Genomic DNA, 23,982 nt, shown 5'->3' with positions numbered 1-23,982 from the left:
AACGCCGCGGAACGCTCTTGCCCGACGACGGATGCTCTCTTGATAGGATTGAAGCGTCGGCGGTGGGACTGAACCCCGCTGACAAGCAATGGCGATCCTGCCTTTAGGGCAGCACGGTGGTCAGCACGTAAGCGCCGAAGATCGCCAAATGGACGGCGCCATGGAGCACGGTGGTCCGCCCCCGCGCCAGCGACAGCCCGGAGATGAACAATGTCAGCGCAAGCAGGACCGTGCTCTTGCCGTCGAGCCCCAGCACCAGCGGCAGGCCGAGCAGGAATGACGTCACGGTCACGACGGGGATGGTCAGCCCGATCGTCGCCAGCGCGGAACCCAGCGCCAGGTTGAGGCTCGTCTGGAGCCGGTTGGCGTGCGCGGCCCGCACCGCCGCCACCCCTTCGGGCAGGAGCACGATTCCGGCGATCGCGATGCCGACCAGCGCCCGCGGCGCACCGGCCGCGGCCAGCGCATCCTCGAGCGGCTTCGACAGCGACTTGGCCATCAGCACGACCGCCGCGAGGCTGATGAGGAGGATGGTGAACGACAGCCATGCCGCGCGGTCGGACGGCGGCTCCGCATGGGCTTTCGGCGCGGTCTTGAGGTCGCCCTTGGGCAGGAAATAGTCCCGGTTGCCCACCGTCTGCACGAACACGAACGTCAGATAGAGCAGCAGCAGGAAGCCGGCGATGAAGGTCAGCTGCGCGGGCGTATAGATGGGTCCGCGGATGGTCGTCGTATGGTTGGGAAGGATCAACGTCAGCACCGCCAACGTCGCGAGCGTGCTGAGCGCCGCGGTCGCGCCGGTGCGGGTGAACCGCGCCTCGCGCTGGTGCTTGGCGGCCGCCACCAGGCACAGGCCGAGCAAAAGGTTGAGGATGATCATCACCGCCGCGAACACTGTATCCCGGGCAAGGGTCGTCGCCGCCTCGCGGTTGGCGAGCATCAATGAGACGATCAGCCCGGATTCGATCACCGTCACGGCAATTGCCAGGATCAACGTGCCGAACGGTTCGCCGACCCGGTGCGCGACGACCTCGGCATGATGCACCGCGGCCATCACGACGCCGATGAGGACGATGCCGGTGATCAGGGGCGACGCCATGCCGGCGAACCCGAGCGCGAGCAGCAGCCAGCCTGCGAACGGAAGCACGAAGCTCGCGAGCTGGGTCGGCGACTTCACCTTATGCCTTGATCTTCCAGCCGCGCTTCAGCAGCACGTAGCAGAGCGCCCACAGCGCCAGGTTCAGGACCAGCAAGCCGACCGAGCCGACCAGCAACGGTGAATCGCTGACCTTGAGGAAACCGGCGCGGAAGCCGGAGATCACATAGAAGAACGGGTTGGCGTGGCTGACCGTCTGGAAGGCGGGCGCCAGCGAGTGGATCGAGTAAAAGGTACCGGACAGCAGCGACAACGGCGTCACCACGAAGTTGGTGACAGCGGCAGCATGGTCGAACTTCTCCGCCCACACGGACGTCAGCAAGCCGAGGAAGCTGAGCAGCAGCGCGCCCATCAGGCCGAACCAGAAGGCCAGCAGCGGGTGCCGCACCTCGACCGACACACCCGGCCACAACAGCATCACCAGCCAGACCGCGACACCGACCAGGAAGGCGCGCGTCACCGCCGCGCCGATCAGCGCCGCGATCAGCTCGCCGGTGGACAGCGGCGGCATCAGATAATCGACGATATTGCCCTGGATCTTGCCGACCAGCAGCGAGAAGCTGGCATTAGCGAACGCGTTCTGGATCATCGCCATGACGATCAGCCCCGGCGCGATGAAATCGGCGAACGGCACCCCCATCACGGTCTTGCCGCCGCGGCCCAGCGCAACGGTGAAAATCGCCAGGTACAGCAAGGTCGTGATCGCCGGCGCCCACACCGTCTGCATCTGCACCTTGAAGAACCGACGCACCTCCTTGATATAAAGGGTCTTGAGGCCTCCCCAATTGACGCCCCTCAGCACCGGTTGACCGGGCGCAAAGCGCACCCAGTCGGTCGCTTGGTCCTTGGCGGAAGGGGAATCCATCGGCAAAGGCGCCTATCGGCTGGCAGCCAGCCGGGCAAGTTTGGAGCAGGATAGAAAAGAATGGCTTGGACGGACGAGCGGATTGAACGGCTGAAGAAGATGTGGGCCGATGGCGCCACCGCCAGCCAGATCGCCGACGAGCTTGGCGGCGTCAGCCGCAACGCCGTCATCGGCAAGGCGCACCGCCTCGGCCTCGAACAGCGGCCGTCGCCGGTGAAGCCCGGCGAGGAAAAGGAAGCGAAGAAGGCCGCGCCCGCCCCCGCTCCTGCGCCGAAGTCCGCGCCAAAGGCCGAAGCGCCCGCCAAGCCCGCTCCGGCAGCAGCGCCGGCCACGTCCACGCAAGCCGCCCCGGCAGCGCCGCAGGGCAACGCCCCGCAGCGCGGCCCCAACGGCGGCGAGATCCAGTACCGCTCGATCGGTCCCGGCGGCTTCGTTCGTCAGGGCCCGGGCGACCAGCAGGCGCCGATCCCGCCGGCTCCGCCGCGCCGCCTGGTGCCGGCGAAGCCGAGCCCGGAAGTCGCCGACAAGACCAGCCTGCTCGACCTCAACGACCGCATCTGCAAATGGCCGATCGGCCATCCCGGCGAGCCCGACTTCCACTTCTGCGGCAATGCCGCGAACCCAGGCTTCCCTTATTGCGTCGAGCATTGCGGCGTCGCTTACCAGGCGCAGCTGCCGCGCCGCGATCGCCGCCCGCCGCCGCCTTTGCCGTTCGGCGGACCGCGGGTACGCTAAGCCGCCAGCTTGGCTGACGCTCGGCAGTCGACCCGCTGGTGGCGGGCGCCTTTATGGCTGCTCGAGCTGGCGACCGGCTACAAGAGCTTCGCCGACAACCCGATCCTCGGCTCGCCGCGGCTGAACCGCGCCGGGCTTCACGCCAACCGGGTGAAGCTCGCGCACCGCCTCGCCTGGGCGCGCCGCCGCCGGCTCGCCGCCGCGGTTCCGCGCGACTGGCGCGAACAGTTCGACCGCGACGGCTTCGTCATGGTCCGCGACTTCCTCGACCCGGATCAGTTCGCCCGCCTGCGCGAGGCGCTGCTCAACAGTGAGTTCGACACCCGCGCCCATCAGCAGGGCGACACCGTCACCCGCCGCGTCGCCGTCGGGCCGCCGCTGCTGAAGCGCATCCCGGAATTGCGCGCGCTGCTCGCCCGCCGCGACTGGAAAGCTTTGCTCTCCTACATCGGCAGCACCCGCAGCGAGCCTCTTTATTATGTGCAGACGATCGCCGCCGGCGTCGCCGAAGGCCCGCCGGACCCGCAGCTGCAGCTCCATTCCGACACTTTTCACCCGTCGCTGAAGGCCTGGCTGTTCCTGACCGATGTCGGCGAGGACGACCGCCCGCTGACCTACGTCCCCGGCTCCCACCGGCTGACGCCGGAGCGCCTTGCCTGGGAACAGGCCCGCAGCGTCGCCATCGCCGGCGCCGACCGCCTGACCCAGCGCGGCTCCTTCCGCGTCGATCCGCAGGAACTTAGCGCCTTGAACCTGCCGCAGCCGATCCACTTCGCGGTCCCGGCAAACACGTTGGTCGCGGTCGACACCTGCGGCTTCCACGCCCGCGCGGATTCGAACCGCCCGACCTTGCGCGTCGAGCTGTGGGCCTACAGCCGCCGCTCACCCTTCCTGCCTTGGACCGGCCTCGATCCGCTGTCGCTCCCCGGTCTCGCCGAGCGCCGCGCCGGCTGGGCCGCCGCGATTCTCGACCGGCTCGACCGCCGCGGCTGGGCGCAGCAGCATTGGCGCGCGGTCGGCAAGCGCCGCCCGATGGACGGCGCCTAGCCTATTCCGCGGCGACCGCGGTGACCGGGTCGGTCTCGAGGTAGTTTCGTGTCTCGCCGTCGAAGGCGACCTTGGCCTGTTCCTCCGCCTCGACCCGCCGCTTCCACGTTGCGGGCGGCTCGCCATATTCGCGCTTGAAGGCGCGATTAAACGCGGCCTCGCTGTTGAACCCCACCGAATAAGCGATGTTGGCGGTGTTCTGCCGGCCTTCGCGCAGCATGTTGGCGGCAACCCGCATCCGCCAGTGCGCGCAATAGCGCATCGGCGGCTCCCCGAGCAGCTCCACGAACCGCTCGCCCAGCACCGTGCGCGACACGCCCGCCTCCCGCGCCAGCATCTCGATGTCCAGATCCTCGGCATAGCGATTGTGGATGATCGAGAGCGCCTTGGCGACCGCCGGATCGGCAAGCCCGCGCAGCCATCCGGTCGCGGCCTGGGGCTGGCTCTCCACATAGTCGCGGATCGCCTCGGCGACGCACAGTTCGGCAAGCCTGGCGACCATCTCGGGCGCAGGCTTCTCCTTGGCGAGGAAGCGCATCGACGCGTCGAGCCAGGCTTCCTGGCCAGCGCCCACGTCCAGCGTCAGCATCGGCGGCAAGGCATCGAGCAGCGGATGCGCGCACTCCCGCGCCGTGCCGAGGAAGCCGCACCATACTTCCGTCGTCTCGGGACCGTTCCCGCAGGCGACATGATGGATGCCGTCGCCTGTGACCCAGCTCACCTCGGCGGCGTCGATCGGCTCGAGCCCCGGCCGTCTGGCGAGCAGGTGCGGGTCGTTGCGCGGAAACATGACCAGCTCGCCCGCCTTGACGGTCGCCCGCGGCAGGCCCTCGACCTCGACCATCATCTCGCCCGAGCGCACGTAGTGATAGCCGATCAAGGTTTCCGGCACCGGGAAGAAGGGCGCGCAATATTCGGGCGTCATCTGCGACAACAGGCAGAAGTCGCCGCGCATCACCCCATCGATCACGACGCCGCCGGTCAGGCGCAGCGAACCGAGAATATCCTTGAGAACGTCCATCGACGGACTCCCGCGCCGCAGCCCCAACGCGGCGTTTCGGTCAACTTATCCGGTAAACCAGTCATTTTGGCAAACCGCACGCCTGGCTAGGTAGCGCTCACCAAATCGGGACGGCTCTCGGAATAACTCGAAACAACATCTTTTCGGGAATGGCGAATCGCGCCCTGAAAAACGAAAGGGAATGATAATGTTGAACTTGGATGAACTGCGCTCGCGCAGGCTCCTGACAATCGTCTTCGCGCTGGTCAGCGGACTTTCGGCAGTCTCGACTGCCCTCGTTCCCGCGATCGTGCACATCTAATCGTCGCAGGTCCCGCAAGACCCACTCAACAAGGAGCACCAACATGCTCGATATTGTGAAGAACCGCGTCAACGGCCTCGACGTCGGCGCGCTCGGCGAAGTCGTCGAAGCGGTCAAGGCCGACCCGTCGAAGGCGCTCGTCGAATTCAACGTCACCACCAGCTGGACCGGCCAGACCCGCTCCGAGACCGTGGTCGACGGCTATACGATCAGCGGCCAGCGGGTCGAACGCGCCCACAAGATCGTCGCCGACGAGCCCGCCGAACTGCTCGGCACCGACAGCGCTCCCAACCCGCAAGAGCTGCTCATGGCGGCGTTCAACGCCTGCATCACGGTCGGCTATGTCGCCGGCGCTGCGACCCGCGGGATCAAGCTCGACAGCCTCGAAATTCGCACTCGCGGCCAGCTCGACCTGCGCGGCTTCCTCGGGCTCAGCGACGACGTTCCGCCTGGCTATGAACAGGTCGCGTTCGAAGTCCGCATCAAGGGCGACGGCACCCCCGAGCAGTTCGAGGAAATCCACCAGAACGTGATGAAGACCTCGCCCAACTACTTCAACCTGAACCGCCCGATCCGCGTCAACGGCGCAATCCGGGTCGGCTGAGCAATCGGGGGCGCAGGCGGGGAACCGCCGCGTCCCCCGGCCAACGGAGAATAGAATGATCGAACCCGGCAACGCCGCCGTCAATCCGAACCGCGCCCTTTGGGAAAAGGGCGACTTCACCCGCATCGCGGACACCATGCGCCAAAGCGGCGAGGAATTCGTCGCCACGCTCGGCATCCGGCCCGGCATGAAGGTCCTCGACCTCGGCTGCGGCGACGGCACCACCGCGCTCCCCGAAGCGCAACTCGGCGCCGACGTCCTCGGCGTCGACATCGCGTCCAACCTGGTCGCGGCCGGCAATGCCCGCGCCACTGCCGCCGGCCTGTCGAACCTTCGCTTCCAGCAGGGCGACGCCAGCAACCTCGATGGCCTCGACGACGAAAGCTTCGACCTGGTGGTCAGCCTATTCGGCGCCATGTTCGCGCGGCGCCCGAACGACGTCGCCAGCGAGATGGTGCGCGTCACCCGCCGCGGCGGCCGCATCGTCATGGGCAATTGGATCCCCGGCGATCCGACCCTCGTCGCGCAGATCCTGAAGATCAGCAGCGCCTACACGCCGCCGCCGCCGCAAGGCTTTATCAGCCCGATGACCTGGGGCGATGAGGACCAGGTGCGCCAGCGCTTCACCGCCGCTGGCATCGCGCGCGGCGACATCGCCTTCGAACGGGCGACCTGGACCTTCCGCATGGACGGCCCGCCGGCCGGCCTGCTCGCCATCTTCCGGCACTGGTACGGCCCGACGATGAACGCCTTCGAGGCGGCAGCCAAAGACGGCCGCGAGGCCGACCTGCAGCGCGAGCTTTCCGACCTGTTCGAGGCCCAGAACAAAGGCGGCGCGAACACCGCCGTCGACGCGACCTTCCTCAAGGTCACGGTCACGAAGAATTGACCACCCTCAAACGAAAGCACGTGAGCATGACCAACCTTCCGCTGAACGCCGCTGCGTTCCCCGACATCGTGGCCGAATGGGCTCGCGAAGAAGCGGGGCACACGCGCACGGCCGCTACGACCGCCAACGACAATCAAGGGCTGGTCGACGAGATCAACGATCCGCTGCTCGCCCTCGTCGCCCGGGCCGAGATCGCCGCGACGCGCCTCTGGTAGGCACGAAAAAGCCCCGGGGCCGCAGCGGCTCCGGGGCTGTTTCTGCTTTTGTCTAAGGCTGCGTTACGCCGCCTGCTTCCACTGCGGCTGCAGCTCCACGTGCGGCGGGCACTCCGCCACTTTCCCGACCGGCAGCCCGCCAAGCTCGTTGGCGAAGCCGTGGTTGACGTCGCGGTGGTGGGCTTCGTCGGCCCGGACTACCAGCACCACGTCGCGCAGCGTCGCGTCTTCCGGAAGTCCCCAATAGCGCTTGGCGATCTCCGGCGCCGGTACGTTCTCCGAGCGTCCTTCGTCGATCTCGGCGAGATAGTGGGTGTAGCTGATCACCGCTTCTTCCTCGAAATAGCCGACCACCCGGTGCGCGGTCTTCGAGCTGATCAGGTACAGCGCGAAGAAGAAGCAGTAGAAGATCCACTGCGCGCCGATGATCACCGCCCGCTCGAAGAAGGTCGGCTTGCTGATCTCGATGAAGGTCATCAGGTGCATCCGCTCGTTCTCGGCTTCGTCCATCAAGGTGCGAATCCAGCCCCGGTCGTCGCAGATGCGGCGCAGCGCGTGCAGGTGGTTGATGGTCGCCCCGACCATTCCCGGCACCGCCGCCACCGTCTCCAGCACCACCGCGCGGTGGCCGTAGCGTTCGGCAAAGAAGGTGTCGGCGCACCAGCGCAGGACCTTGGTGAAGGCGAAAGCGACGCGGTCGGACGCGCCCTTGGGCTGATGGTGGACCGAAAGGTCGATGAATGGCGCGTTCACGTCGAAACTCCCTGGCTTGCATGGACCGTCCGGCCCGCTTGCGAGTTGGAGAATTAGCCGGCCGGTCCCATCTCCGGCATCGGGATTGTCCCTTAAGTAGCTTTACGTAGGCCGCTCGACCGGCCCTCGCTGAAGCGTTCGCGCCAGGAAACAAGGAAACAAACATCATGGCCTCCATCGCAGAGCCCCGTCCCTCGACCGCAACTGACGGCGGCGGCGCAGTTCGTGCTTATGGCGCATTCGCGGCGGACAGGCCGCTCGAGCCGCTGCAGATCGACCGGCGCGATCCCGGCCCCAACGATGTCCAGATCGACATTGCCTATTGCGGCGTCTGCCACTCGGATCTCCACACCGTTCGATCGGAGTGGGCGGGGACGCTTTACCCGTGCGTTCCGGGGCATGAGATCGTCGGTCACGTCAGTGCGATCGGAAGCGAAGTGACGGGCTTCAAGGTCGGCGACACCGTCGGCGTCGGCTGCATGGTCGACAGCTGCCAGCATTGCCACTCGTGCGACGAGGGTCTCGAGCAATATTGCGAGAACGGCATGGTCGGCACCTACAACTCGCCGACGCAGGATCCCCCGGGTCATACCGTTGGCGGCTATTCGCAGCGGATCGTCGTCAGCGACCGGTTCGTGCTCAAGGTCACCCATCCGCAGAACCAGCTCGCCGCCGTCGCGCCGCTGCTGTGCGCCGGCATCACCACCTGGTCTCCGCTTCGCCACTGGAATGCCGGTCCGGGCAAGAAGGTGGGCATCGTCGGCATCGGCGGCCTTGGCCACATGGGGGTCAAGCTGGCCCACGCGCTCGGTGCTCACGTGGTCGCCTTCACGACGTCGGAGAGCAAGCGCGATGATGCGCGCAAGCTCGGCGCCGACGAGGTGATCAACTCACGCAATGCCGAGGAAGTGGCGGCTCACGCCGGCACGTTCGACTTCATTCTCGATACCGTCGCCGCCTCGCATGATCTGGACATGTTCACCACGCTGCTGAAGCGCGACGGAACGCTGACCCTGGTCGGCGCTCCCGAACATGGCCATCCATCGCCGAACGTCATGAACCTGATCGCGCGGCGCCGGAGCATCGCCGGCTCCCTGATCGGCGGGATCGCCGAAACGCAGGAGATGCTCGACTTCTGCGCGGAGCATGGGATCGTCGCCGACATCGAGATGATCCCGATCCAGCAGATCGAGGACGCCTACGAACGAATGCAGCGCAGCGACGTGAAGTACCGCTTCGTGATCGACAACGGGACCCTCGATCAGCGCTAGCGCCCGAACGAAAAAACCCCGGAGAGCACGGGCTCCCCGGGGTCTTTCTTGAGCTCAGGCGCGGCGCTTAGGCGTCGGCCTTTTCCTTGGTCGCCGTTGTTTCGATCTGGTCGTGCTTGGGCTGGACCCCGCCGATGTCGATCTTGCGCGGCTTCATCGCTTCGGGGATCTCGCGCTTCAGCTCGATCGACAGCAGGCCGTCCTTCATGTCGGCGCCGCGGACCTGGATATGGTCGGCAAGCGCGAAGCGGCGCTCGAACGAGCGGTTGGCGATCCCGCGATAGATATAGTTGGAGCCCTTCTCCTCGCTCTCATCGCTTTTGCGGCCGGAGACGATCAGCACGTTCTGCTGGGCGGTGATGTCGAGTTCTTCGGGCTTGAAGCCGGCGACCGCCAGCTCGATCCGATACTCGTTCTCGCCTTCCTTGATGAGGTCGAAGGGCGGGTAATTTTCCTGGGCGCCGCCGACATTGCTGTTCTCGAGCATGTCGAACAGCCGGTCGAAGCCCACGGTCGAACGCCGGAACGGCGCGAAATCGAAAGCACTACGCATGTTGTTTCTCCTTCTTGTCCTCGTTTGAGCGACCAGGCGGAGCAGTTCGGTGGAGCCCTTGCTGCTCCGTCGCCGGGCCCATCAGGCACCCGGCGAAGAAAAATTTGGTACGGACGTTTTTGCTTTCAAGTCCCCAATTTCACTGTGCCTTGCGTTCCCTCCGTCGGCAGCTACGCTCGCTCGTTCTTGGTGGGGGGAACCGACATGTTCGACAGGCGTGGATTCATGGCCGCCGGCGCCGCGGCAGCGGCCGTCGTACCGGCAAGAGGCCTTGCACAGGCCGTCGCCGACGACCGGCTCTACGGCTATCCGGGCACCATCGCGCCGTTCGGCCCCGACGTGTACCGCGAGCGGCGCGCCCGCCTGATGGCGCAGATGAAGGACGGCGCCGCCGTCATCTACGGGCCCGCGAAGATCAATCTCGATTCCAATGTGCCCGAGGTCGACGGCATCGAGACGGACTTCTTCTACCTGACCGGCATTCGCGACGTCGCCGGCGCCGCGCTGCTGCTCGCGCCCGGCGAGCGCTACCGGGAGGTGCTGTTCCTCCCCAACCGCAACCCCGACACCGACCGCTACGAAGGCGTGCAGCTGCCGATCAGCAACGAGGTCCGCCGCCGCACCGGCTTCGAGCGGGTCACCCGCATCGGCGCGCTCGGCGGCGGGCTCAGCGAGATCGCCGCCCGCGCCGGCAGGCTGCGCTATCTCGGCGCCCTGGTCGGCGCCAATTCCCCCGTGCCGCGCGAGCTTGAGCTCTACGGCAAGATCGCCGCCCGCGTGCCCGGCACCCAGATCGTCAACAACGCCAATTTGGTCCGCGCCATGCGCGTCGCCAAGGAACCGCGCGAGCTCGAGCTGATGCGCAAGGCCGTCGAGATCAGCGGCATGGGGCATGTTGCCGCGATGAAGGCCGCCCGCCCCGGCATGACCGAGCGGCAGCTGCGCCTGATCATCGAGGACGCGTTCCGCCGCGGCGGCACCGACCGCCTCGCTTATCCGTCGATCGTCGGCGTCGCCCGCAATTCGACCGTTCTCCACTATCAGAATGGCGAGAATGTCATCCGCGCCGGCGACCTGATCCTCGTCGATGCCGGCGCTGAATATCGCTACTATGCGTCCGACATCACCCGCACCTTCCCGGTCGACGGCCGCTTCACGCCCGAACAGCGCCGCGTCTACGAAACCGTCCTCGCCGCCCAAAATGCGGCGGCGAGCAAGCTGCGCGCCGGCGCGATCCACGAGGACGCGCAGGTCGCCGCCACCCAGGTGATCGACCGAGCCGGCCACCGGGACGATTTCTGGCACGGCCTCGGCCATTTCGTCGGCATCGATGTCCACGACGTCGGCGACTATGCCGCGCCGATGCCCGCCAATACCGTGCTGACGCTCGAGCCCGGCATCTACATCCCCGAGCGCAACCTCGGGGTCCGCATCGAGGACCAATATCTCCTCACCGCGACCGGCGCCGAGAACATGAGCCGCTTCATCCCGCGCACCGTCGCCGAGATCGAAGCGGTAATGGCGGCCCGCTGAGGCAGCGCGCCTGATTCGCGGCTGTGGATAACCCCGGCCGCCGCCTTGGCAGCGCTCGCGGGCCGACCTTATAGCTGGTCGGCACATGTCCGATCTCTTCGCCTCTTCAGCAGCGCCTTCGAGCGACAATGTTTACGACGCTAGCGCGATCGAGGTCCTCGAAGGCCTCGAACCCGTCCGCCGCCGCCCCGGCATGTATATCGGCGGCACCGACGACCGCGCGCTCCACCACCTCGCCGCCGAAGTCATCGACAACAGCATGGACGAAGCGGTCGCCGGCTTCGCCAACCGCATCGAAGTCGTGCTCGACAAGGGCAACCGCCTGACCGTCACCGACAACGGCCGCGGCATCCCCGTCGACCCGCACCCGAAGTACCCGGGCAAGAGCGCGCTCGAGGTCATCATGACCACCCTCCACTCGGGCGGTAAGTTCGAGGGCAAGGCCTACTCCACGTCCGGCGGCCTCCACGGCGTCGGCGTCAGCGTCGTCAACGCCCTCTCGACCGAGACGGTGATCGAGGTCGCGCGCGACAAGAAGCTCTACCGCCAGTCCTTCGCCAAGGGCCTCGCCACGTCCGCGCTGCAGGAAGTCGGCGCCGCGCCCAACCGCCGCGGCACCAGCGTCACCTTCACGCCCGATCCGGAAATCTTCGGCGCCGACGCCGCCTTCACCCCTGCGCGGCTCTACAAGCTCGCGCGCTCCAAGGCCTATCTCTTCGCCGGCGTCGAGATCCGCTGGCGCTGCGACCCGAGCCTCGCCTCCGAAGGCGTGCCCGAAACGGCCGTCTTCCACTTCCCGGGCGGCCTCGCCGACAATCTCGCCGACCAGATTGGCGAGCGGCCCACCGTCACCAATCAGCCCTTCACCGGCCGCCAGGATTTTCCGGCCGACGCGGAAGGCAAGTCGCAGGGCTCAGCCGAATGGGCCGTCGCTTGGCCGCTCTATTCAGACGGCAGCGAGTCCTATTACTGCAACACTATCCCGACTCCCGACGGCGGCACCCACGAAGCGGGCCTCCGCGCCGCGCTCACCAAGGGCATCCGCGCGTTCGGCGAGCTGGTCGGCAACAAGAAGGCCAAGGACATCACCGCCGACGACGTCTTCAACGGCGTCGAGCTGATGCTCTCGGTCTTCATCCGCAATCCGCATTTCCAGAGCCAGACCAAGGACCGCCTGACCAGCCTCGAGGCGGCGCGCTTCGTCGAGGCCGCGGTGCGCGACCATTTCGACCATTATCTCGCCGACAATATGGACCGCGGCCGCGCGCTCTTGGGCTCGATCCTCGAGCGGATGGAGGAGCGCCTCAAGCGGCGCGCCGAGCGCGAGGTGCAGCGCAAGACCGCCACCTCCGCCCGCAAGCTCCGCTTGCCGGGCAAGCTCACCGACTGCGCCAATGACGACGCCAAGGGCACCGAAATCTTCATCGTCGAAGGCGACAGCGCCGGCGGCTCGGCCAAGCAGGCCCGCGACCGCAAGACGCAGGCGATCCTCCCCATCCGCGGCAAGATCCTCAACGTCGCCTCGGCCACGCAGGACAAGATTCGCGCCAACAGCGAAATCGCCGACCTCCAGCTCGCGCTTGGCTGCGGCATCCGCGACAAATGGTCGGAAGACGCGCTGCGCTACGAACGCGTGATCATCATGACCGACGCCGACGTCGACGGCGCCCACATCGCCACCCTGCTGATGACCTTCTTCTTCCAGGAAATGCCGGAGCTCGTCCGCCGCGGGCACCTGTTCCTCGCCCAGCCGCCGCTCTACCGCCTCACCGCCGGCGCCAAGACCCTATACGCCCGCGACGACGCCCACCGCGCCGAGCTCGAAGCCACCGAGTTCAAGGGCAAGAAAGTCGAGGTCAGCCGCTTCAAGGGCCTCGGCGAAATGAACCCGAACCAGCTCAAGGAAACGACCATGGACCCGAAGACGCGGTCCCTGCTCAAGGTCACGCTGCCCGCCTCGTTCGAAGAGCGCCAGCCCGCCCGCGACATCGTCGAACAACTCATGGGCAAGGACCCCGCCAAGCGCTTCGACTTCATCCAGCGCAGCGCCGCCGCCGTCGATGAAGAGGCCATCGACGCCTGATTTTGCCTGTCTCGGCGCCCAGGCAAATGACCTTCCATCTTGCCGACGCGCCCCGCAGACCCTAGCGCGTCCTGGGGGCCCGGTAGCGTAGGAAAGCCTTTGTCACACCCGTCGGAAGGCCCAGCTCACGAGATTCCCGATTTCGCTCGGGACGTACTCGAAAACATGTCGGAGGCTTTCTTCCTCCTCGATCATGATTTTCGGCTTCTCGACGTGAATGCTGCCGCTTTGGCGCTGGATGGAAGGCCGAAGGCCAGCTTGCTCGGCCGGACGCTTTGGGAAGTCACGCCAGGCCTCGAAGAGAGCGAGCTGGGGCAGCTGTTCAAAGAGGTCATGCACGAGCGGCAAATCCGCACCCACGTCCACCATCATGTGTTCGAGGGCGGAAACAGCGCTTGGCTGGAATCGCGCATCGTCCCTGTCAAAGCCGGCGTCGCGGTGTTTTACAGGGACGTTTCGGATGCGCGTTCCGCTGAGGAGGAGCTGCAGGAGACCAGCCGCCGTCTCGACGCGATCCTCAGCAACACGAAGATGGCCGTCTTCCTCATGGATGACCGGCAGCAGTGCGTTTATGCCAATGCGGCCGCCGAGCAGCTTACCGGCTACTCGTTCGAGCAACTGCAGGGCCGCCGTCTTCACGACGCCATTCACCACACCAAGCCGGATGGCTCGCCCTACCCTGTCGAAGAATGCCCGATCGATCGCGCATTCCCCGACCGCGCGCAGGTTCAGGGCGAGGAACTGTTCGTTGCCCCGGATGGAAGCTTCTATCCCGTAGCCTTCACCGCAAGCCCGCTCCTCGACGAAGCCGGCAACCCGATCGGCACCGTCATCGAGGCGCGCAACGTCGAGCAGGATAAAGCCGAACAGGCCCGCTTCGACGCGCTGAACCGGGCAGGTCAGGCACTCGCGTCCGAGCTCGACTTGAGCCGCATCGTGCAGATCGTCACCGACGCCGGAGTCCAACTGAGCGGCGCCCAGTTCGGGGCCTTCTTCTACAACGTCATCAACGAAGCTGGTGAAAGTTTCCTGCTCTACTCGCTATCCGGCGCAGAGCGGTCGGACTTCGACTCTTTCGGGCACCCTCGAGCGACCCAAGTCTTCGCGCCGACGTTCAAGGGCGAGGGCGTGGTGCGTTCCGACGACATCACCAAGGATCCGCGCTACGGCAAGAACAGCCCGCACCACGGAATGCCGAAAGGCCATTTGCCCGTTCGCAGCTACCTTGCAGTCCCCGTCACGTCGCGAAGCGGCGAAGTGATTGGCGGCCTGTTCTTCGCCCATTCCGACGTCGGCATTTTCACCGCGGAGAGCGAGCAGCTGCTCCTGGGCCTTGCAGGCCAGGCGGCCGTCGCCATCGACAACGCCCGCCTGTTCGAGGCGGCGCAGCGCGCCAATCACAACCTCGAGCAAAGGGTCCAGGAGCGCACGCGTGAACTCGAGGTCGCAAATGAAGCGCTCAGGCAAAGTCAGAAGATGGAAGCGATCGGCCAGCTCACCGGCGGCATCGCCCATGATTTCAACAATCTGCTGACGGTCATTCGCGGCTCCGCTGACGTCCTGCGCAGCGACAATGTCCCGGACGAGAAACGCCGCCGCTATATCGACGCAATCTCCGAGACCGCGGACCGCGCAGCTCGCCTGACCGGGCAGCTGCTCGCCTTCGCTCGCCGCCAGGCGCTGCGCCCGCAATTGTTCGATGTCGCATCACAGGTGGAAAGCCTTCGGGACATGTTGCGCACCGTCCTCGGCTCGCAGCGCATGCTCGACATCGTCGCCGACTGCCCGGACTGCTTCGTCGAAGCCGATGTCGCCCAATTCGAAACGGCGATCGTCAACATGGCGGTGAACGCACGCGATGCCATGCCGTCCGGCGGGGAGCTTCGGATCACGATCCGCAAGGAGAAGCGGGCCGAGCGCGACTTCGTGGAGATCATCGTCGCGGACACCGGCCACGGGATCGACGAAGACTCTCTCCAACGGATTTTCGAGCCTTTCTTCACGACCAAGGAAGTCGGCAAGGGCACCGGCCTCGGCCTCAGCCAGGTCTATGGCTTCGTCAAGCAGTCCGACGGTGAGGTCTTGGTCGAAAGCAAGCCAGGGCAAGGCACGGCCTTCACCTTGTTGCTGCCCGCCACCACGGATCAGCCGCAAGTGAGCCATCCGACTTCGGCACCCATGTCGCGTCCCGAACGCGGCGGGCGCGTCTTGTTGATCGAGGACAATGACGATGTCCGCGCCTTCACGGCGGAATTGCTCGGCGATCTCGGCTTCGAACTGACGGTCGCTGCATCGGCAGACGAAGCGCTGGGCGTCCTGGAAAAAGGCGAGGAGTTCGACGTGATCTTCACCGATGTCGTCATGCCCGGGATGAGCGGCCTCGACTTCGCGAAGATCGTCCGCAAGCAATGGCCGCAACAGCCGGTCGTCCTGACCAGCGGCTATAGCCATGTGTTGAGCCAGGAAAGCGGCCACGGCTTCCCCTTGCTCCAGAAGCCCTATTCGGCCGAAGCACTCACCGAAGCGCTGGAAAAGGCTCGCAGGTCGGCAGCAGGCTGATCGACAAAAGCTTTTCCTGGACACGCTCGTCCATGTGGCACTTATACACTCTACTTGGCCAAGGATGCGGCGCCCGTGAGCCCCCAGGAGCAGACGAAATCCGTTCGCGCAGGCGAAACAACCCGCGACGGAACAAAAAAGCTAAGGTATATCAGTAAGATCGTTAGCATGATTCGGCGCTGACGGCTGAGAGACTATCGCGCTCCCGCCCACCACTGCGGGGGAGCGCACAGTGGGTCGTTACTACTTCAATATCGAAGACGGTTCGGGTCTCCATGACGATGTAGGCATGGAGCTACCGAGCATAGCGGAAGCGAAGTGCGAGGCGGTCCGCTACGCCGGACGCCTAATCTGTGACCACGCGGGCGAGTTCTGGAACTCCAGCGATTGGAACATGACTGTCACCGACGAATGCGGGCTGACGCTGTTCACGCTCCGGCTCGTCGGGACGGAATCACCGGCTATTGTTGGTCTTGCTCAGTCCCACCGGGCTTAGCTTCGCCTTCGATCATCGACCGGCTTAGCCCTGGCCCAGTCGCTTGCCGAGCACGATCAACCCTGCCGCGGCAGCAATGAGCAGGGGCAGGAATACAGCCATCAGCAAGGCGAAGACCGTATCCATCTTCTCATCAGGGTTGGGTGCTGTCGCAAAGACGTAAGCCCAATAGCCCTCCCAGACCAAGAACAAGGCTAAGGCGAGAGGCTTCGACCTGGTCATCAGACCACATTGTCCCAGCAACCGCTTTTGTCCGCAATGGGGTCGAAAGCAGACCTAAGCCATCTACGTCCGGACTGGGTGGAAAGCGGACGTTAGGGCTCTCAACCTTGCTCATTCAGCCCGTAGACCCGGCCATCAGGTCCGCGGAAGTGGCGGTAGGCGTAGCCCATATCCTGCACCCGCGTGATCTCGCCGAGGAGTTCGCCGCCTGCCGCTTCTATCTCGTGCGACGCTTTCTCGATGTCGTCGACGCGGAAGCCGAACGATAGGCTTCCATTGTAGCCGTATGGCGGGACGGTGGTCGGAAGGTAGAGCTCCAGCAATGAACCGTTGGCCATCTGGAATACGGCGACGCCGTCCATCTCCATCATCGGCGTTAGGCCCATGGTGTCGATGTAAAACCGCTTGGCGGCAGTGAATGCACCCTCTTCAAGAGTGATTGCGTGCCACGTGATTCCTTCAACTTTCATCTGAACATTCCTTTCAGGAACCCACGCCTTAGTGGACCAAGGGGAATCCAACGATTTGCATCCGATGTTCCTTTCGTCAGCGCTTGTGCTTAGCGAGCAGCAGCTTCCGAAGTGCCGCGGCGGCGCAGGCCGTCGACGCTGAACGCACCGGGGCCTGCGAAGATCAGGTAGAAGAAGACGAAGCAGAACATGATTGCCGGCTCGCCCTGGTTGAGGGCCGGCCAGAAGCCCTGCGTCGCATGACCCATGAAATAGGCTGCAGCCATCGTGCCAGAGGCGAGGAAAGCAGCGGGGCGCGTGAACAGCCCGAGCTTGATCAGCGTGCCCGTGACGAGCTCGATTACCCCGGCAGCAACGATGATCGTCGGCAAGGGTCCGGGCATCGGCATTGGAGCCGGAAAGGCGAAGAACTTCATCGTGGCATGCTCGATCATGAGCAATGCCGTGATGATGCGAAGAGCGGCCAGCGCGTGGGGCGCATAGCGGTCGAGTTTGGACATGGGTATCTCCTTGATCAGCTTAAACGCGGGTTACTGGACGCTCGGCACATCGCCGAAACGGAAGCTCGAAGCGGTGATCCCGCCGAACAGGTCCTCTTGATGGTAGACAGCGGCGCCACTCTCATTCTCAGCTGCACCGACCGCCGCCATGAGAGGGATCAGGTGATCCTCCTGCGGATGAGCGGCGCGGGCGAGCGGCGCTTGCTCCCAATGCAGCAGGCGCTCGGTTCGCTCGCTCGGGCTGGCAGCGACCAGAGTTTGCTGCAGCCACGCGTCGAACTGCCGTGACGGTTCCACACCCTCGGTGCCACGCGCCTCCCGCAGGTTGTGATAGCTGAGCCCGCTGCCGATGATCAGCACGCCTTCATCGCGAAGCGGCGCAAGCAGTCGCCCGAGCCGAAGGTGCAGTTCGGGATCGTAGCTGCGATCGATCGACAGCTGCACCAGCGGGATGTCCTCGCCGGGATAGAGCGGCTTCATGATGCTGAAGGTGCCATGGTCGAACCCGCGGCTTGGGTCGAGGCGGGCACCAATTCCGCCGTCCGCCAGCAGTGCCTGCACCCGCTTCGCCAGTTCAGGCGAGCCGGGTGCCTTGTACTTGATCTCGTAAGTGTGCGGCGGGAAGCCGGAATAGTCATATTCCATGCCCGGCTGCTCTGCCGAGGAAATGGCGAAACCATTCTCCTCCCAGTGACCGGTGATGACCAGCACCGCTTTCGGCGCGTCGCGAAGTTCGCTGCGGATGTCGAACAGCGATTGTTCCAGTTGATCGAACATGCGCCGGAACGGGCCGTCCAGGTAGGGCCAGGGGCCGCCCCCATGGCTGATGAAGTAGGTCGGAAGACGGGTGCTCATTGGAGCTCTCCTTCTTGAATTATGTGGGGGCGCTCAGCGCCAGTCGAACGGGAGCGGAGCTTCGCGAAATGCAAAGCGGTCGAGGTGGCTGGCGACGGCACCTTTGACGCCTTCGAGCTGTGCCGGCTCTGAAGCTTCCACCCGGACTTCGAGCGCTGCGTCAGTGGCATGTAGCTTCACAATGGCGTCACGGGCGAAGGCCGCGCCCTTAACATCCTTAGGAAAGGTGATGCTGCCGTCCGTCGGCGTGAACTCGACGGGAAACTTGTGGGACCAATGCTTGGCAAGCTGCTGAAGGTAGCGGCTGGCGCTCGAAGTCGGCACGACTGCCGCAGCCGATAAGGTGTTCATGATAGCCTCCGGACATTCCATGTTGAGGGGAGATAGTCTCGACAGACCCTCAGCAGGAGAGATAAAAGATCGATGTTATCCATCTGCTTTGGAGATAGGACGTGCTTGGCACTTTGACGCTCGACCAGTTGCGCGTGCTGGTTATGATCGAGGAGACCGGCAGCTTCTCCGCAGCAGGCAGGAAGCTGCAGCGGGCGCAGTCGGCAATCAGCCACGCGGTGCAGACCCTGGAGAACATGCAGCGCGTCCGGCTGTTCGATCGGTCAGGACGGGCGCCCGTGCTGACGGAGGCGGGCCGCGCATTGGCCAAGCAAGCTCGGCAAGTGCTGCGCCAGGCCGAACTGTTCGAGCGGACTGCGAGCGCGATTGCGGGAGGGCTGGAGCCGGAGCTGACGTTCGCAGTCGACAACATGGTTCCGAGTGGACCGGTAATCCGGACGCTTGCCGACTTGCAGCAGCGCTTTCCCGACCTCGCGGTTACTTTATTCACCGAGGGCCTTGGTGGTGCCGAGCGGCGCGTCCGGTCGGGGACTGCTGCATTAGGCTTGTGCATCATGCTGCCGAACCAGGCGCAGGACCTTCAAGCCTACCCGATCACATCCATCGAACTGGTGCCCGTCGTCGCTCCGTCGCACCCGCTGGCCAGCGAGAGCCGTCGCCTGGAGCGCGAAGTGCTTGCCGAGCACGTGCAGCTGGTGCTCACCGACCCAGAGAACCAGGGCGGGCCGAGCTACAGTATCGTCAGCCCCCGCGTGTGGCGCTTCGTAGATCTCGGACGGCGGCTCGACTTTCTTCTGGCAGGCTTCGGCTGGGCCACCATGCCATCGCACCTTGTCGAAGAGCATTTGGCGGACGGGCGACTTCGACGCTTGCCGATCGACGATCCCGCTATCCTGCCCGGAGCGATACCCGTCTACGCAGTCCATCAGCGCAACCGTCCTTTGGGCACAGCCGCCCGATCGCTGCTCGAGCAGCTGCAACGAGGGAGCAACTAATGTCCGCAAACGGGTCGACGGCGGACCTAGTCTGAAGCCCCAACTCCGGTCACCTCGTTTGGACTGGACTTTTGCAGAGGTGGTCCATCGTGGGCTGAGCTGAGGAGCGATCCTCGCGCGATGGGTTGGAGCAGAGGTAACCCGCCTTGCCGAATGGCCCTTTATGGTTACCCTTGCACCATGAAGACCTCCCTTGTCCGATTTGCCGCAGGTGCGATGCTCACCATCGGCAGCAACGTCGTGTACGCTTCGCCAAGCGCGGACTCCCGCTTCGGGAAGGTTGCAGCGCGAGAGTGGAGTTGGCGCCAGAATCAAGAGGCAGGGGGCGAGGATAACACTGCCGTCAGGCCGCACTTGCCGGATCTATCGCCCGCGGCTCAGGGGGCGCGGCTCGCCTACCTCAGGGAAGTTTTGCGTGAGCTAGACGGCATTTCGCGCGACAGCTTGTCTGTTGCGCGCCAGGCGGACTACGACGTCTACCGGTTTCAGATCGAGACGATGGTCGAACGGCTCCGCTTCCGCGAGTATGAGAAGCCGCTCAACGCCGACAGTAGCTTCTGGACGGACATCGGATTCGTCGCTCGCGGAACGTTCAAGACTGAGCGCGACTATCGTAATTGGCTGACGCAGATGCGCGAGTTGCCGCGCTACTTCGACCAGCAAATCGCGAATATGCGCGCTGGCGCGGCGCGCGGCTTCACCCCGCCCGCGGTGACGTTGAAAGGGCGCGAGGCAACAGTTTCGTCCGTAGCTGCAGCGAGATCGCCGGAGGAAACTCTCTTCTATGAGCCGTTCCGGACCATGCCGGCGGTGATCCCTGCTCCCGCGCAGGCGGCTCTTCGATCTGAGGCGAAGCAGTTGATCAATGCTTTGGTCATACCTGCATATGCCAAGTTGCTTAAGTACCTGCGCGCGGAATACATACCAGCCGCCCGGAAAACACTGGCTGCCGAGGCGCTGCCAGCCGGTCATGCTTACTACAGATCACTCGTTCGCGAGTTTACGACCACCAATCTGACACCGGCGGAAATTCACGCGATCGGCGTTGCGGAGGTGGACAAGCTCCATGCCGAAATGGTGACCGAGATGCGGAAAACCGGCTTCTCAGGTAGCTTCCCCGCGTTTCTGCAGATGCTTCGGTCGGACCCGCGGTTCTATGCCACAAGCGAAGACCAGCTGTTGCGCGAAGCGGCGTGGATTACCAAACAGATCGACGGCAAGCTGCCGCTGTACTTTGGGCATTTGCCGCGTCAGCGCTTTACCGTGCTTCCGGTGCCCGCAGACTTGGCGCCGTCCTACACCGCAGGCCGCGGTGGTCCTGGAGCGTATCTCGTCAACACCTATGATCTGAGATCGCGGCCGCTTTATTCTTTGCGCGCGCTAACACTGCACGAGGCGGCTCCTGGGCATGCCTTCCAGATGCCACTGGCGCGCGAGAATACGCAACGACCTGAGTTTCGACGAAACTATTACTTCAACGCTTATGGGGAAGGTTGGGCGCTCTATTGCGAGTGGCTTGGTGACGAGATGGGGATCTACGAGACGCCATATGACCGGTTCGGCATGCTGAGCTATCAGATGTGGCGGGCGGCGCGTCTCGTGGTCGACACTGGCATCCATTCGAAAGGTTGGACCCGGGAGCAGGCGCAGGCTTTCTTGTCCGCCAATACTGCTTTGTCTCCCCGTGAGGTAGAGACGGAAGTTGACCGGTACATCAGCTGGCCTGGTCAGGCCCTGGCTTATTACTTGGGCGAACGGGCTATCAGGTCCAACCGCTTGCGGGCCGAAACGGCTCTGGGCGCGAAATTCAACATTCGCGCGTTCCACGACGCCATTCTGGAGCTTGGAGGAGTCCCGCTACCCGTGCTGGACAGGCGCATCGACCGCTTCATCGCCGAGGGCGGCAAGGGTCCGTATCCCGAGGAAGAATGAGCTACAACTGAAAGGACGTATGAGTCCCGCAGCGCTCTACGAGGAGCTTCTCTCTGGTGCCCCGGTAAGGACTCTAAACTCGTCTAATCAGTGTCTGCTATGGGTCGACAGCAGACACAAACAACTTTCCTACACACGCCCTTCTATGTTCCAATATGGTTCATGGAACAGCAAAGATACGAACCGTTTCCTGACGGTGTCCCGCCCCGCGCCTTCGCCACCCCGCACTCGGCGCCGGTCGCCTGGCTGAAGTCCGGCCCGCCGGCCGCGCCGCCGCCGACCCCCGCCGAAGCGCTTGAGGCGGCGATCGCCCTCGTCCTCGACAATCCGGAAGCGGTGGCGGAAGTCCTGACGCGCGCCCGCACCATCCCCGCCCGCCACGACGGCTGGACCGGGGAGCGCATCGCCGCCTTCCTCGAAGCCTTGTCCTCCACCGGCATGGTGACCGAGGCCTGCCGCGCCGCGGGCATGCACCGCGACAGCGCTTATGCGCTTCGCGACCGCGATCCGGTGTTCGCCGCCGCCATGGCCGCCGCGCTGGCGCGCTCGCGCTCGGTCGTCGCCGACGGCCTGCTCGAGCGCAGCATCACCGGTACCGTCGAACATTATTACCGCGACGGCGTGCTGGTGGGAGAGCGGCGTCATTATGAAAGCTGGCTCGGCCTCGCCGTCCTCAAACGCCTCGACAAGCAGGCGGCCGACGACCGCGCCGACGGCGCTTTGTCGGCGGAGATCGCCGGCGACTGGCACCACATGCTCGACGCCTTCCGCAGCGGCGGCTCGGCTGCCGCCTCCGCCTTGCTCGAGGCCAAAACCGACGAACCCGACACACCCCCCTCCCCACCCGGCCTGGACATGGCCGACCGCTGCTGGCTGGACGCCGCCGGCAAGTGGATCACCACCTTCCCGCCGCCTTCGGGCTTCACCGGCTATGAAAAGGGCACCTGCGACGGCAGTGTTTATTACGAGCGCGCCTGCACCGAGGAGGAGTGCGCGCTTCTCGACGGCCATGAGGCGGCGATGGATGCACAGCTCGTCCGCGAGGATGCAGCGCACCGCGACGCTTATTTCGCCTCGCTGAAGCGGGACATCGACGCCGCGAACCGCTCTCGAACAGGCTGCTGAAACAAAGTTCAGCGGCGCGGCGTTAGCCGTCACTACAAAGGGAGCTCAGTTTATGCGCAGTTCAATCGCCGTTCCGGCACTGGCGATGGTTCTCGCCCTGTCGGCATGCAGCACCGCCAAGAAAGCGGCCAATGGAGTCGCGAGCGTCGGCGAGACCGTCGCGGAAGGCGCGGCAAGCGCCGTCAGCGCCGTCCCCTCGCTGGTCAACGTCAACCTGTCGAACGTCCTCAACAATCTCGCGCTCGACCTCAACATCGACAAGGCGAACATCCCGATCAACGCCCAGATCCCGGTGACCATCGCCGCCAACGTCTGCGGCGTTTCGATCAACGTGCTGTCGATCGGCGCGGGCGGCGGCTCAAGCGACGGCTGCACGGCGAACAGCATCTCGCCCGAACTCAAGCAATATATCCAGCAGCAGCTTGCCGCCAACGGATCGGTCGGCGGCGGCGCGCAGACGACCGGCGGAACCCAGCCGGCGACCACCGGCCAGACAAGCCCGACGACGACAACGACGCCGGCGCCGTCCACCACCACCACACCGCAATAAGGAAGGAAGATCAGATGATCGCGCGTTCTTGGAAGATCGGCGCCGCAATGATCGGCGGCATGACCCTGGCGATTGCCGGCTGCAAGACCACCCAGACGCCTGCGCCCTCGAGCGCCGGCGAAGTCAGCGCCGGGGACGTCAGCGGCGGGACGACGACGGGTACCGGCGGCACCGGCACCGGCACCGGCACCGGCACCGGCACCGGCTCGAGCGTCCCTGCGCTCGTCAGCGTCAACCTTCAGAATGTCCTCAACGACCTGTCCGTGTCGCTGAAGGTCGACCGCAACAATATCCCCGTCAACGCACAGGTGCCGATCAGCGTCGCCGCGACGGTGTGCGGCGTGTCGGTCGATGCGCTCGCTGCGGCCGTCGCCAATGGCCAGGGAAGCTGCACCGCGACGACGACGACGCCGCAGCTGACGCAGGCGATCCAGCAGCAGATCTCGACCGGCGGCGATGTGACCGGCGGCAACCAGACGATGGGCTCGACCAACAATTCGATGTAGGTAGGCGTGCCGGCGCGGCGGCGGCTCAGCCGTCGCCGCGGTACGGCGGCGGGGAGACGGGCATTTCCGGCTCCGGCTGGGTGACTTCCCAGTCCAGCTCCTCGATCCGGGCGACGATATAATCGGCCACTTCCCGCCTCGGATCGGGGGCAAGCTCGGGGTCGTGGCGCTTCAGCTTCTTCAGCGCTTCGTAATTGGGATCGGCGCCCCACAGCCGGTCGGGAGTCGAACGCAGCCAGTTTCGGATGACCACCGCCAGTTTCACGCCTTCGACCACGATTCGCCCTGTCATGCCCAGAACATATGAGGAACAAACATCAGGCGCCAGAGCCGATCGGCGCCTCTTCGCCGCAGCGTTGATCCGTCCGTCGCCGTTTGCGCGCGCCCTGCCTAGC

Annotated in this window: 25 protein-coding genes; 14 read left to right on the top strand and 11 right to left on the bottom strand. The window is 65.0% G+C overall.

Going from position 1 to position 23,982, the window contains the following annotated elements:
- Positions 1-103 precede the first annotated feature (103 nt).
- Complete coding sequence (locus tag VIL42_09345; GenBank protein ID HEY8593051.1) at positions 104-1,177, bottom strand: ionic transporter y4hA; 1,074 nt, start codon at positions 1,175-1,177, stop codon at positions 104-106.
- 1 nt (position 1,178) lies between these two features.
- The gene (locus tag VIL42_09340; protein HEY8593050.1) at positions 1,179-2,021 is read right to left on the bottom strand and encodes an ABC transporter permease; all 843 of its coding nucleotides are present in this window, start codon (positions 2,019-2,021) and stop codon (positions 1,179-1,181) included.
- 60 nt (positions 2,022-2,081) lie between these two features.
- Here VIL42_09340 and VIL42_09335 point away from each other — a divergent pair, with 60 nt between their 5' ends.
- Together VIL42_09335 and VIL42_09330 are read left to right on the top strand one after the other, a co-directional pair.
- On the top strand, positions 2,082-2,756 hold the full coding sequence (locus VIL42_09335; protein HEY8593049.1) for a GcrA family cell cycle regulator: 675 nt from the start codon (positions 2,082-2,084) through the stop codon (positions 2,754-2,756).
- 9 nt (positions 2,757-2,765) lie between these two features.
- Entirely contained in the window at positions 2,766-3,803 is a 1,038-nt protein-coding gene (locus VIL42_09330) for a phytanoyl-CoA dioxygenase family protein (GenBank protein HEY8593048.1), read from the top strand.
- A gap of 1 nt (position 3,804) precedes the next feature.
- Here VIL42_09330 and VIL42_09325 read toward each other — a convergent pair whose 3' ends face one another.
- Positions 3,805-4,824, bottom strand: coding sequence for an AraC family transcriptional regulator (locus VIL42_09325; GenBank protein HEY8593047.1), 1,020 nt, complete (start codon positions 4,822-4,824; stop codon positions 3,805-3,807).
- Positions 4,825-5,168: 344 nt separating this feature from the next.
- Here VIL42_09325 and VIL42_09320 point away from each other — a divergent pair, with 344 nt between their 5' ends.
- The 3 genes from VIL42_09320 to VIL42_09310 are packed head-to-tail and all read left to right on the top strand — an operon-like array spanning position 5,169 to position 6,833.
- Positions 5,169-5,729 carry an OsmC family protein gene (locus VIL42_09320; protein ID HEY8593046.1) on the top strand — a complete coding sequence of 187 codons (561 nt, stop codon included), beginning with the start codon at positions 5,169-5,171 and terminating at the stop codon, positions 5,727-5,729.
- Positions 5,730-5,784: 55 nt separating this feature from the next.
- The gene (locus tag VIL42_09315) at positions 5,785-6,618 is read left to right on the top strand and encodes a methyltransferase domain-containing protein (GenBank protein HEY8593045.1); all 834 of its coding nucleotides are present in this window, start codon (positions 5,785-5,787) and stop codon (positions 6,616-6,618) included.
- A 26-nt stretch (positions 6,619-6,644) separates the two neighbouring features.
- Entirely contained in the window at positions 6,645-6,833 is a 189-nt protein-coding gene (locus tag VIL42_09310) for a hypothetical protein (GenBank protein HEY8593044.1), read from the top strand.
- 63 nt (positions 6,834-6,896) lie between these two features.
- On the opposite strand, the gene VIL42_09305 is transcribed toward VIL42_09310, so the two are convergent.
- The gene (locus tag VIL42_09305) at positions 6,897-7,586 is read right to left on the bottom strand and encodes an alternative oxidase (protein ID HEY8593043.1); all 690 of its coding nucleotides are present in this window, start codon (positions 7,584-7,586) and stop codon (positions 6,897-6,899) included.
- A 167-nt stretch (positions 7,587-7,753) separates the two neighbouring features.
- Here VIL42_09305 and VIL42_09300 point away from each other — a divergent pair, with 167 nt between their 5' ends.
- Positions 7,754-8,857, top strand: a complete 1,104-nt coding sequence (locus VIL42_09300) for an NAD(P)-dependent alcohol dehydrogenase (protein ID HEY8593042.1) — start codon at positions 7,754-7,756, stop codon at positions 8,855-8,857.
- A gap of 67 nt (positions 8,858-8,924) precedes the next feature.
- Here VIL42_09300 and VIL42_09295 read toward each other — a convergent pair whose 3' ends face one another.
- The gene (locus VIL42_09295; protein HEY8593041.1) at positions 8,925-9,410 is read right to left on the bottom strand and encodes an Hsp20 family protein; all 486 of its coding nucleotides are present in this window, start codon (positions 9,408-9,410) and stop codon (positions 8,925-8,927) included.
- Between the two features lie 204 nt (positions 9,411-9,614).
- Between VIL42_09295 and VIL42_09290 the strand changes: the two genes are divergently transcribed.
- The 3 genes from VIL42_09290 to VIL42_09280 all read left to right on the top strand — a co-directional run bounded on the left by VIL42_09290 (position 9,615) and on the right by VIL42_09280 (position 15,585).
- Positions 9,615-10,943 carry a Xaa-Pro aminopeptidase gene (locus VIL42_09290; GenBank protein ID HEY8593040.1) on the top strand — a complete coding sequence of 443 codons (1,329 nt, stop codon included), beginning with the start codon at positions 9,615-9,617 and terminating at the stop codon, positions 10,941-10,943.
- An 85-nt stretch (positions 10,944-11,028) separates the two neighbouring features.
- On the top strand, positions 11,029-13,026 hold the full coding sequence (gene parE / locus VIL42_09285) for a DNA topoisomerase IV subunit B (protein ID HEY8593039.1): 1,998 nt from the start codon (positions 11,029-11,031) through the stop codon (positions 13,024-13,026).
- 39 nt (positions 13,027-13,065) lie between these two features.
- Positions 13,066-15,585, top strand: coding sequence for a PAS domain-containing protein (locus VIL42_09280; protein HEY8593038.1), 2,520 nt, complete (start codon positions 13,066-13,068; stop codon positions 15,583-15,585).
- Between the two features lie 520 nt (positions 15,586-16,105).
- Here VIL42_09280 and VIL42_09275 read toward each other — a convergent pair.
- The 5 genes from VIL42_09275 to VIL42_09255 form a co-directional block, all read right to left on the bottom strand.
- A complete protein-coding gene (locus VIL42_09275; protein HEY8593037.1) occupies positions 16,106-16,303 on the bottom strand; it encodes a hypothetical protein in 198 nt (65 codons plus the stop codon).
- Positions 16,304-16,404: 101 nt separating this feature from the next.
- Entirely contained in the window at positions 16,405-16,773 is a 369-nt protein-coding gene (locus tag VIL42_09270; protein HEY8593036.1) for a VOC family protein, read from the bottom strand.
- Between the two features lie 89 nt (positions 16,774-16,862).
- On the bottom strand, positions 16,863-17,273 hold the full coding sequence (locus VIL42_09265; protein ID HEY8593035.1) for a DoxX family protein: 411 nt from the start codon (positions 17,271-17,273) through the stop codon (positions 16,863-16,865).
- A gap of 30 nt (positions 17,274-17,303) precedes the next feature.
- Positions 17,304-18,128, bottom strand: a complete 825-nt coding sequence (locus VIL42_09260) for a class III extradiol ring-cleavage dioxygenase (GenBank protein HEY8593034.1) — start codon at positions 18,126-18,128, stop codon at positions 17,304-17,306.
- Positions 18,129-18,161: 33 nt separating this feature from the next.
- Positions 18,162-18,479 (bottom strand): DUF2218 domain-containing protein, encoded by a 318-nt coding sequence (locus VIL42_09255; protein HEY8593033.1) that lies wholly within the window; start codon positions 18,477-18,479, stop codon positions 18,162-18,164.
- Positions 18,480-18,580: 101 nt separating this feature from the next.
- On the opposite strand from VIL42_09255, the gene VIL42_09250 reads away from it, so the two are divergent.
- The 5 genes from VIL42_09250 (at position 18,581) to VIL42_09230 (ending at position 23,587) form a co-directional block, all read left to right on the top strand.
- Positions 18,581-19,474, top strand: a complete 894-nt coding sequence (locus VIL42_09250; GenBank protein ID HEY8593032.1) for a LysR family transcriptional regulator — start codon at positions 18,581-18,583, stop codon at positions 19,472-19,474.
- 180 nt (positions 19,475-19,654) lie between these two features.
- Positions 19,655-21,406: a DUF885 family protein gene (locus VIL42_09245; GenBank protein HEY8593031.1), complete on the top strand. Its 1,752-nt coding sequence runs from the start codon at positions 19,655-19,657 to the stop codon at positions 21,404-21,406.
- 162 nt (positions 21,407-21,568) lie between these two features.
- Positions 21,569-22,531, top strand: a complete 963-nt coding sequence (locus VIL42_09240; protein ID HEY8593030.1) for a hypothetical protein — start codon at positions 21,569-21,571, stop codon at positions 22,529-22,531.
- A 52-nt stretch (positions 22,532-22,583) separates the two neighbouring features.
- On the top strand, positions 22,584-23,081 hold the full coding sequence (locus tag VIL42_09235) for a hypothetical protein (protein ID HEY8593029.1): 498 nt from the start codon (positions 22,584-22,586) through the stop codon (positions 23,079-23,081).
- Positions 23,082-23,095: 14 nt separating this feature from the next.
- The gene (locus tag VIL42_09230; protein HEY8593028.1) at positions 23,096-23,587 is read left to right on the top strand and encodes a hypothetical protein; all 492 of its coding nucleotides are present in this window, start codon (positions 23,096-23,098) and stop codon (positions 23,585-23,587) included.
- 25 nt (positions 23,588-23,612) lie between these two features.
- On the opposite strand, the gene VIL42_09225 is transcribed toward VIL42_09230, so the two are convergent.
- Positions 23,613-23,879: a hypothetical protein gene (locus VIL42_09225; protein HEY8593027.1), complete on the bottom strand. Its 267-nt coding sequence runs from the start codon at positions 23,877-23,879 to the stop codon at positions 23,613-23,615.
- Positions 23,880-23,982: the final 103 nt, after the last annotated feature.

Source organism: Sphingomicrobium sp. (assembly GCA_036563485.1).
In the GTDB taxonomy this organism is placed as follows: domain Bacteria; phylum Pseudomonadota; class Alphaproteobacteria; order Sphingomonadales; family Sphingomonadaceae; genus Sphingomicrobium.
The sequence above is the reverse complement of the archived record's forward strand: the minus strand, read 5'-3'. Positions and strand labels throughout refer to the sequence as shown.

What these genes read in the sequence shown, in the direction of transcription:
- VIL42_09340 (HEY8593050.1), bottom strand. Translation starts at nt 2,021, where the DNA reads ATGGATTCCCCTTCCGCCAAGGACCAAGCGACCGACTGGGTGCGCTTT.
- VIL42_09335 (HEY8593049.1), top strand. Translation starts at nt 2,082, where the DNA reads ATGGCTTGGACGGACGAGCGGATTGAACGGCTGAAGAAGATGTGGGCC.
- VIL42_09325 (HEY8593047.1), bottom strand. Translation starts at nt 4,824, where the DNA reads ATGGACGTTCTCAAGGATATTCTCGGTTCGCTGCGCCTGACCGGCGGC.
- VIL42_09320 (HEY8593046.1), top strand. Translation starts at nt 5,169, where the DNA reads ATGCTCGATATTGTGAAGAACCGCGTCAACGGCCTCGACGTCGGCGCG.
- VIL42_09315 (HEY8593045.1), top strand. Translation starts at nt 5,785, where the DNA reads ATGATCGAACCCGGCAACGCCGCCGTCAATCCGAACCGCGCCCTTTGG.
- VIL42_09310 (HEY8593044.1), top strand. Translation starts at nt 6,645, where the DNA reads ATGACCAACCTTCCGCTGAACGCCGCTGCGTTCCCCGACATCGTGGCC.
- VIL42_09300 (HEY8593042.1), top strand. Translation starts at nt 7,754, where the DNA reads ATGGCCTCCATCGCAGAGCCCCGTCCCTCGACCGCAACTGACGGCGGC.
- VIL42_09295 (HEY8593041.1), bottom strand. Translation starts at nt 9,410, where the DNA reads ATGCGTAGTGCTTTCGATTTCGCGCCGTTCCGGCGTTCGACCGTGGGC.
- VIL42_09290 (HEY8593040.1), top strand. Translation starts at nt 9,615, where the DNA reads ATGTTCGACAGGCGTGGATTCATGGCCGCCGGCGCCGCGGCAGCGGCC.
- parE (HEY8593039.1), top strand. Translation starts at nt 11,029, where the DNA reads ATGTCCGATCTCTTCGCCTCTTCAGCAGCGCCTTCGAGCGACAATGTT.
- VIL42_09275 (HEY8593037.1), bottom strand. Translation starts at nt 16,303, where the DNA reads ATGACCAGGTCGAAGCCTCTCGCCTTAGCCTTGTTCTTGGTCTGGGAG.
- VIL42_09270 (HEY8593036.1), bottom strand. Translation starts at nt 16,773, where the DNA reads ATGAAAGTTGAAGGAATCACGTGGCACGCAATCACTCTTGAAGAGGGT.
- VIL42_09265 (HEY8593035.1), bottom strand. Translation starts at nt 17,273, where the DNA reads ATGTCCAAACTCGACCGCTATGCGCCCCACGCGCTGGCCGCTCTTCGC.
- VIL42_09260 (HEY8593034.1), bottom strand. Translation starts at nt 18,128, where the DNA reads ATGAGCACCCGTCTTCCGACCTACTTCATCAGCCATGGGGGCGGCCCC.
- VIL42_09255 (HEY8593033.1), bottom strand. Translation starts at nt 18,479, where the DNA reads ATGAACACCTTATCGGCTGCGGCAGTCGTGCCGACTTCGAGCGCCAGC.
- VIL42_09245 (HEY8593031.1), top strand. Translation starts at nt 19,655, where the DNA reads ATGAAGACCTCCCTTGTCCGATTTGCCGCAGGTGCGATGCTCACCATC.
- VIL42_09240 (HEY8593030.1), top strand. Translation starts at nt 21,569, where the DNA reads ATGGAACAGCAAAGATACGAACCGTTTCCTGACGGTGTCCCGCCCCGC.
- VIL42_09235 (HEY8593029.1), top strand. Translation starts at nt 22,584, where the DNA reads ATGCGCAGTTCAATCGCCGTTCCGGCACTGGCGATGGTTCTCGCCCTG.
- VIL42_09230 (HEY8593028.1), top strand. Translation starts at nt 23,096, where the DNA reads ATGATCGCGCGTTCTTGGAAGATCGGCGCCGCAATGATCGGCGGCATG.
- VIL42_09225 (HEY8593027.1), bottom strand. Translation starts at nt 23,879, where the DNA reads ATGACAGGGCGAATCGTGGTCGAAGGCGTGAAACTGGCGGTGGTCATC.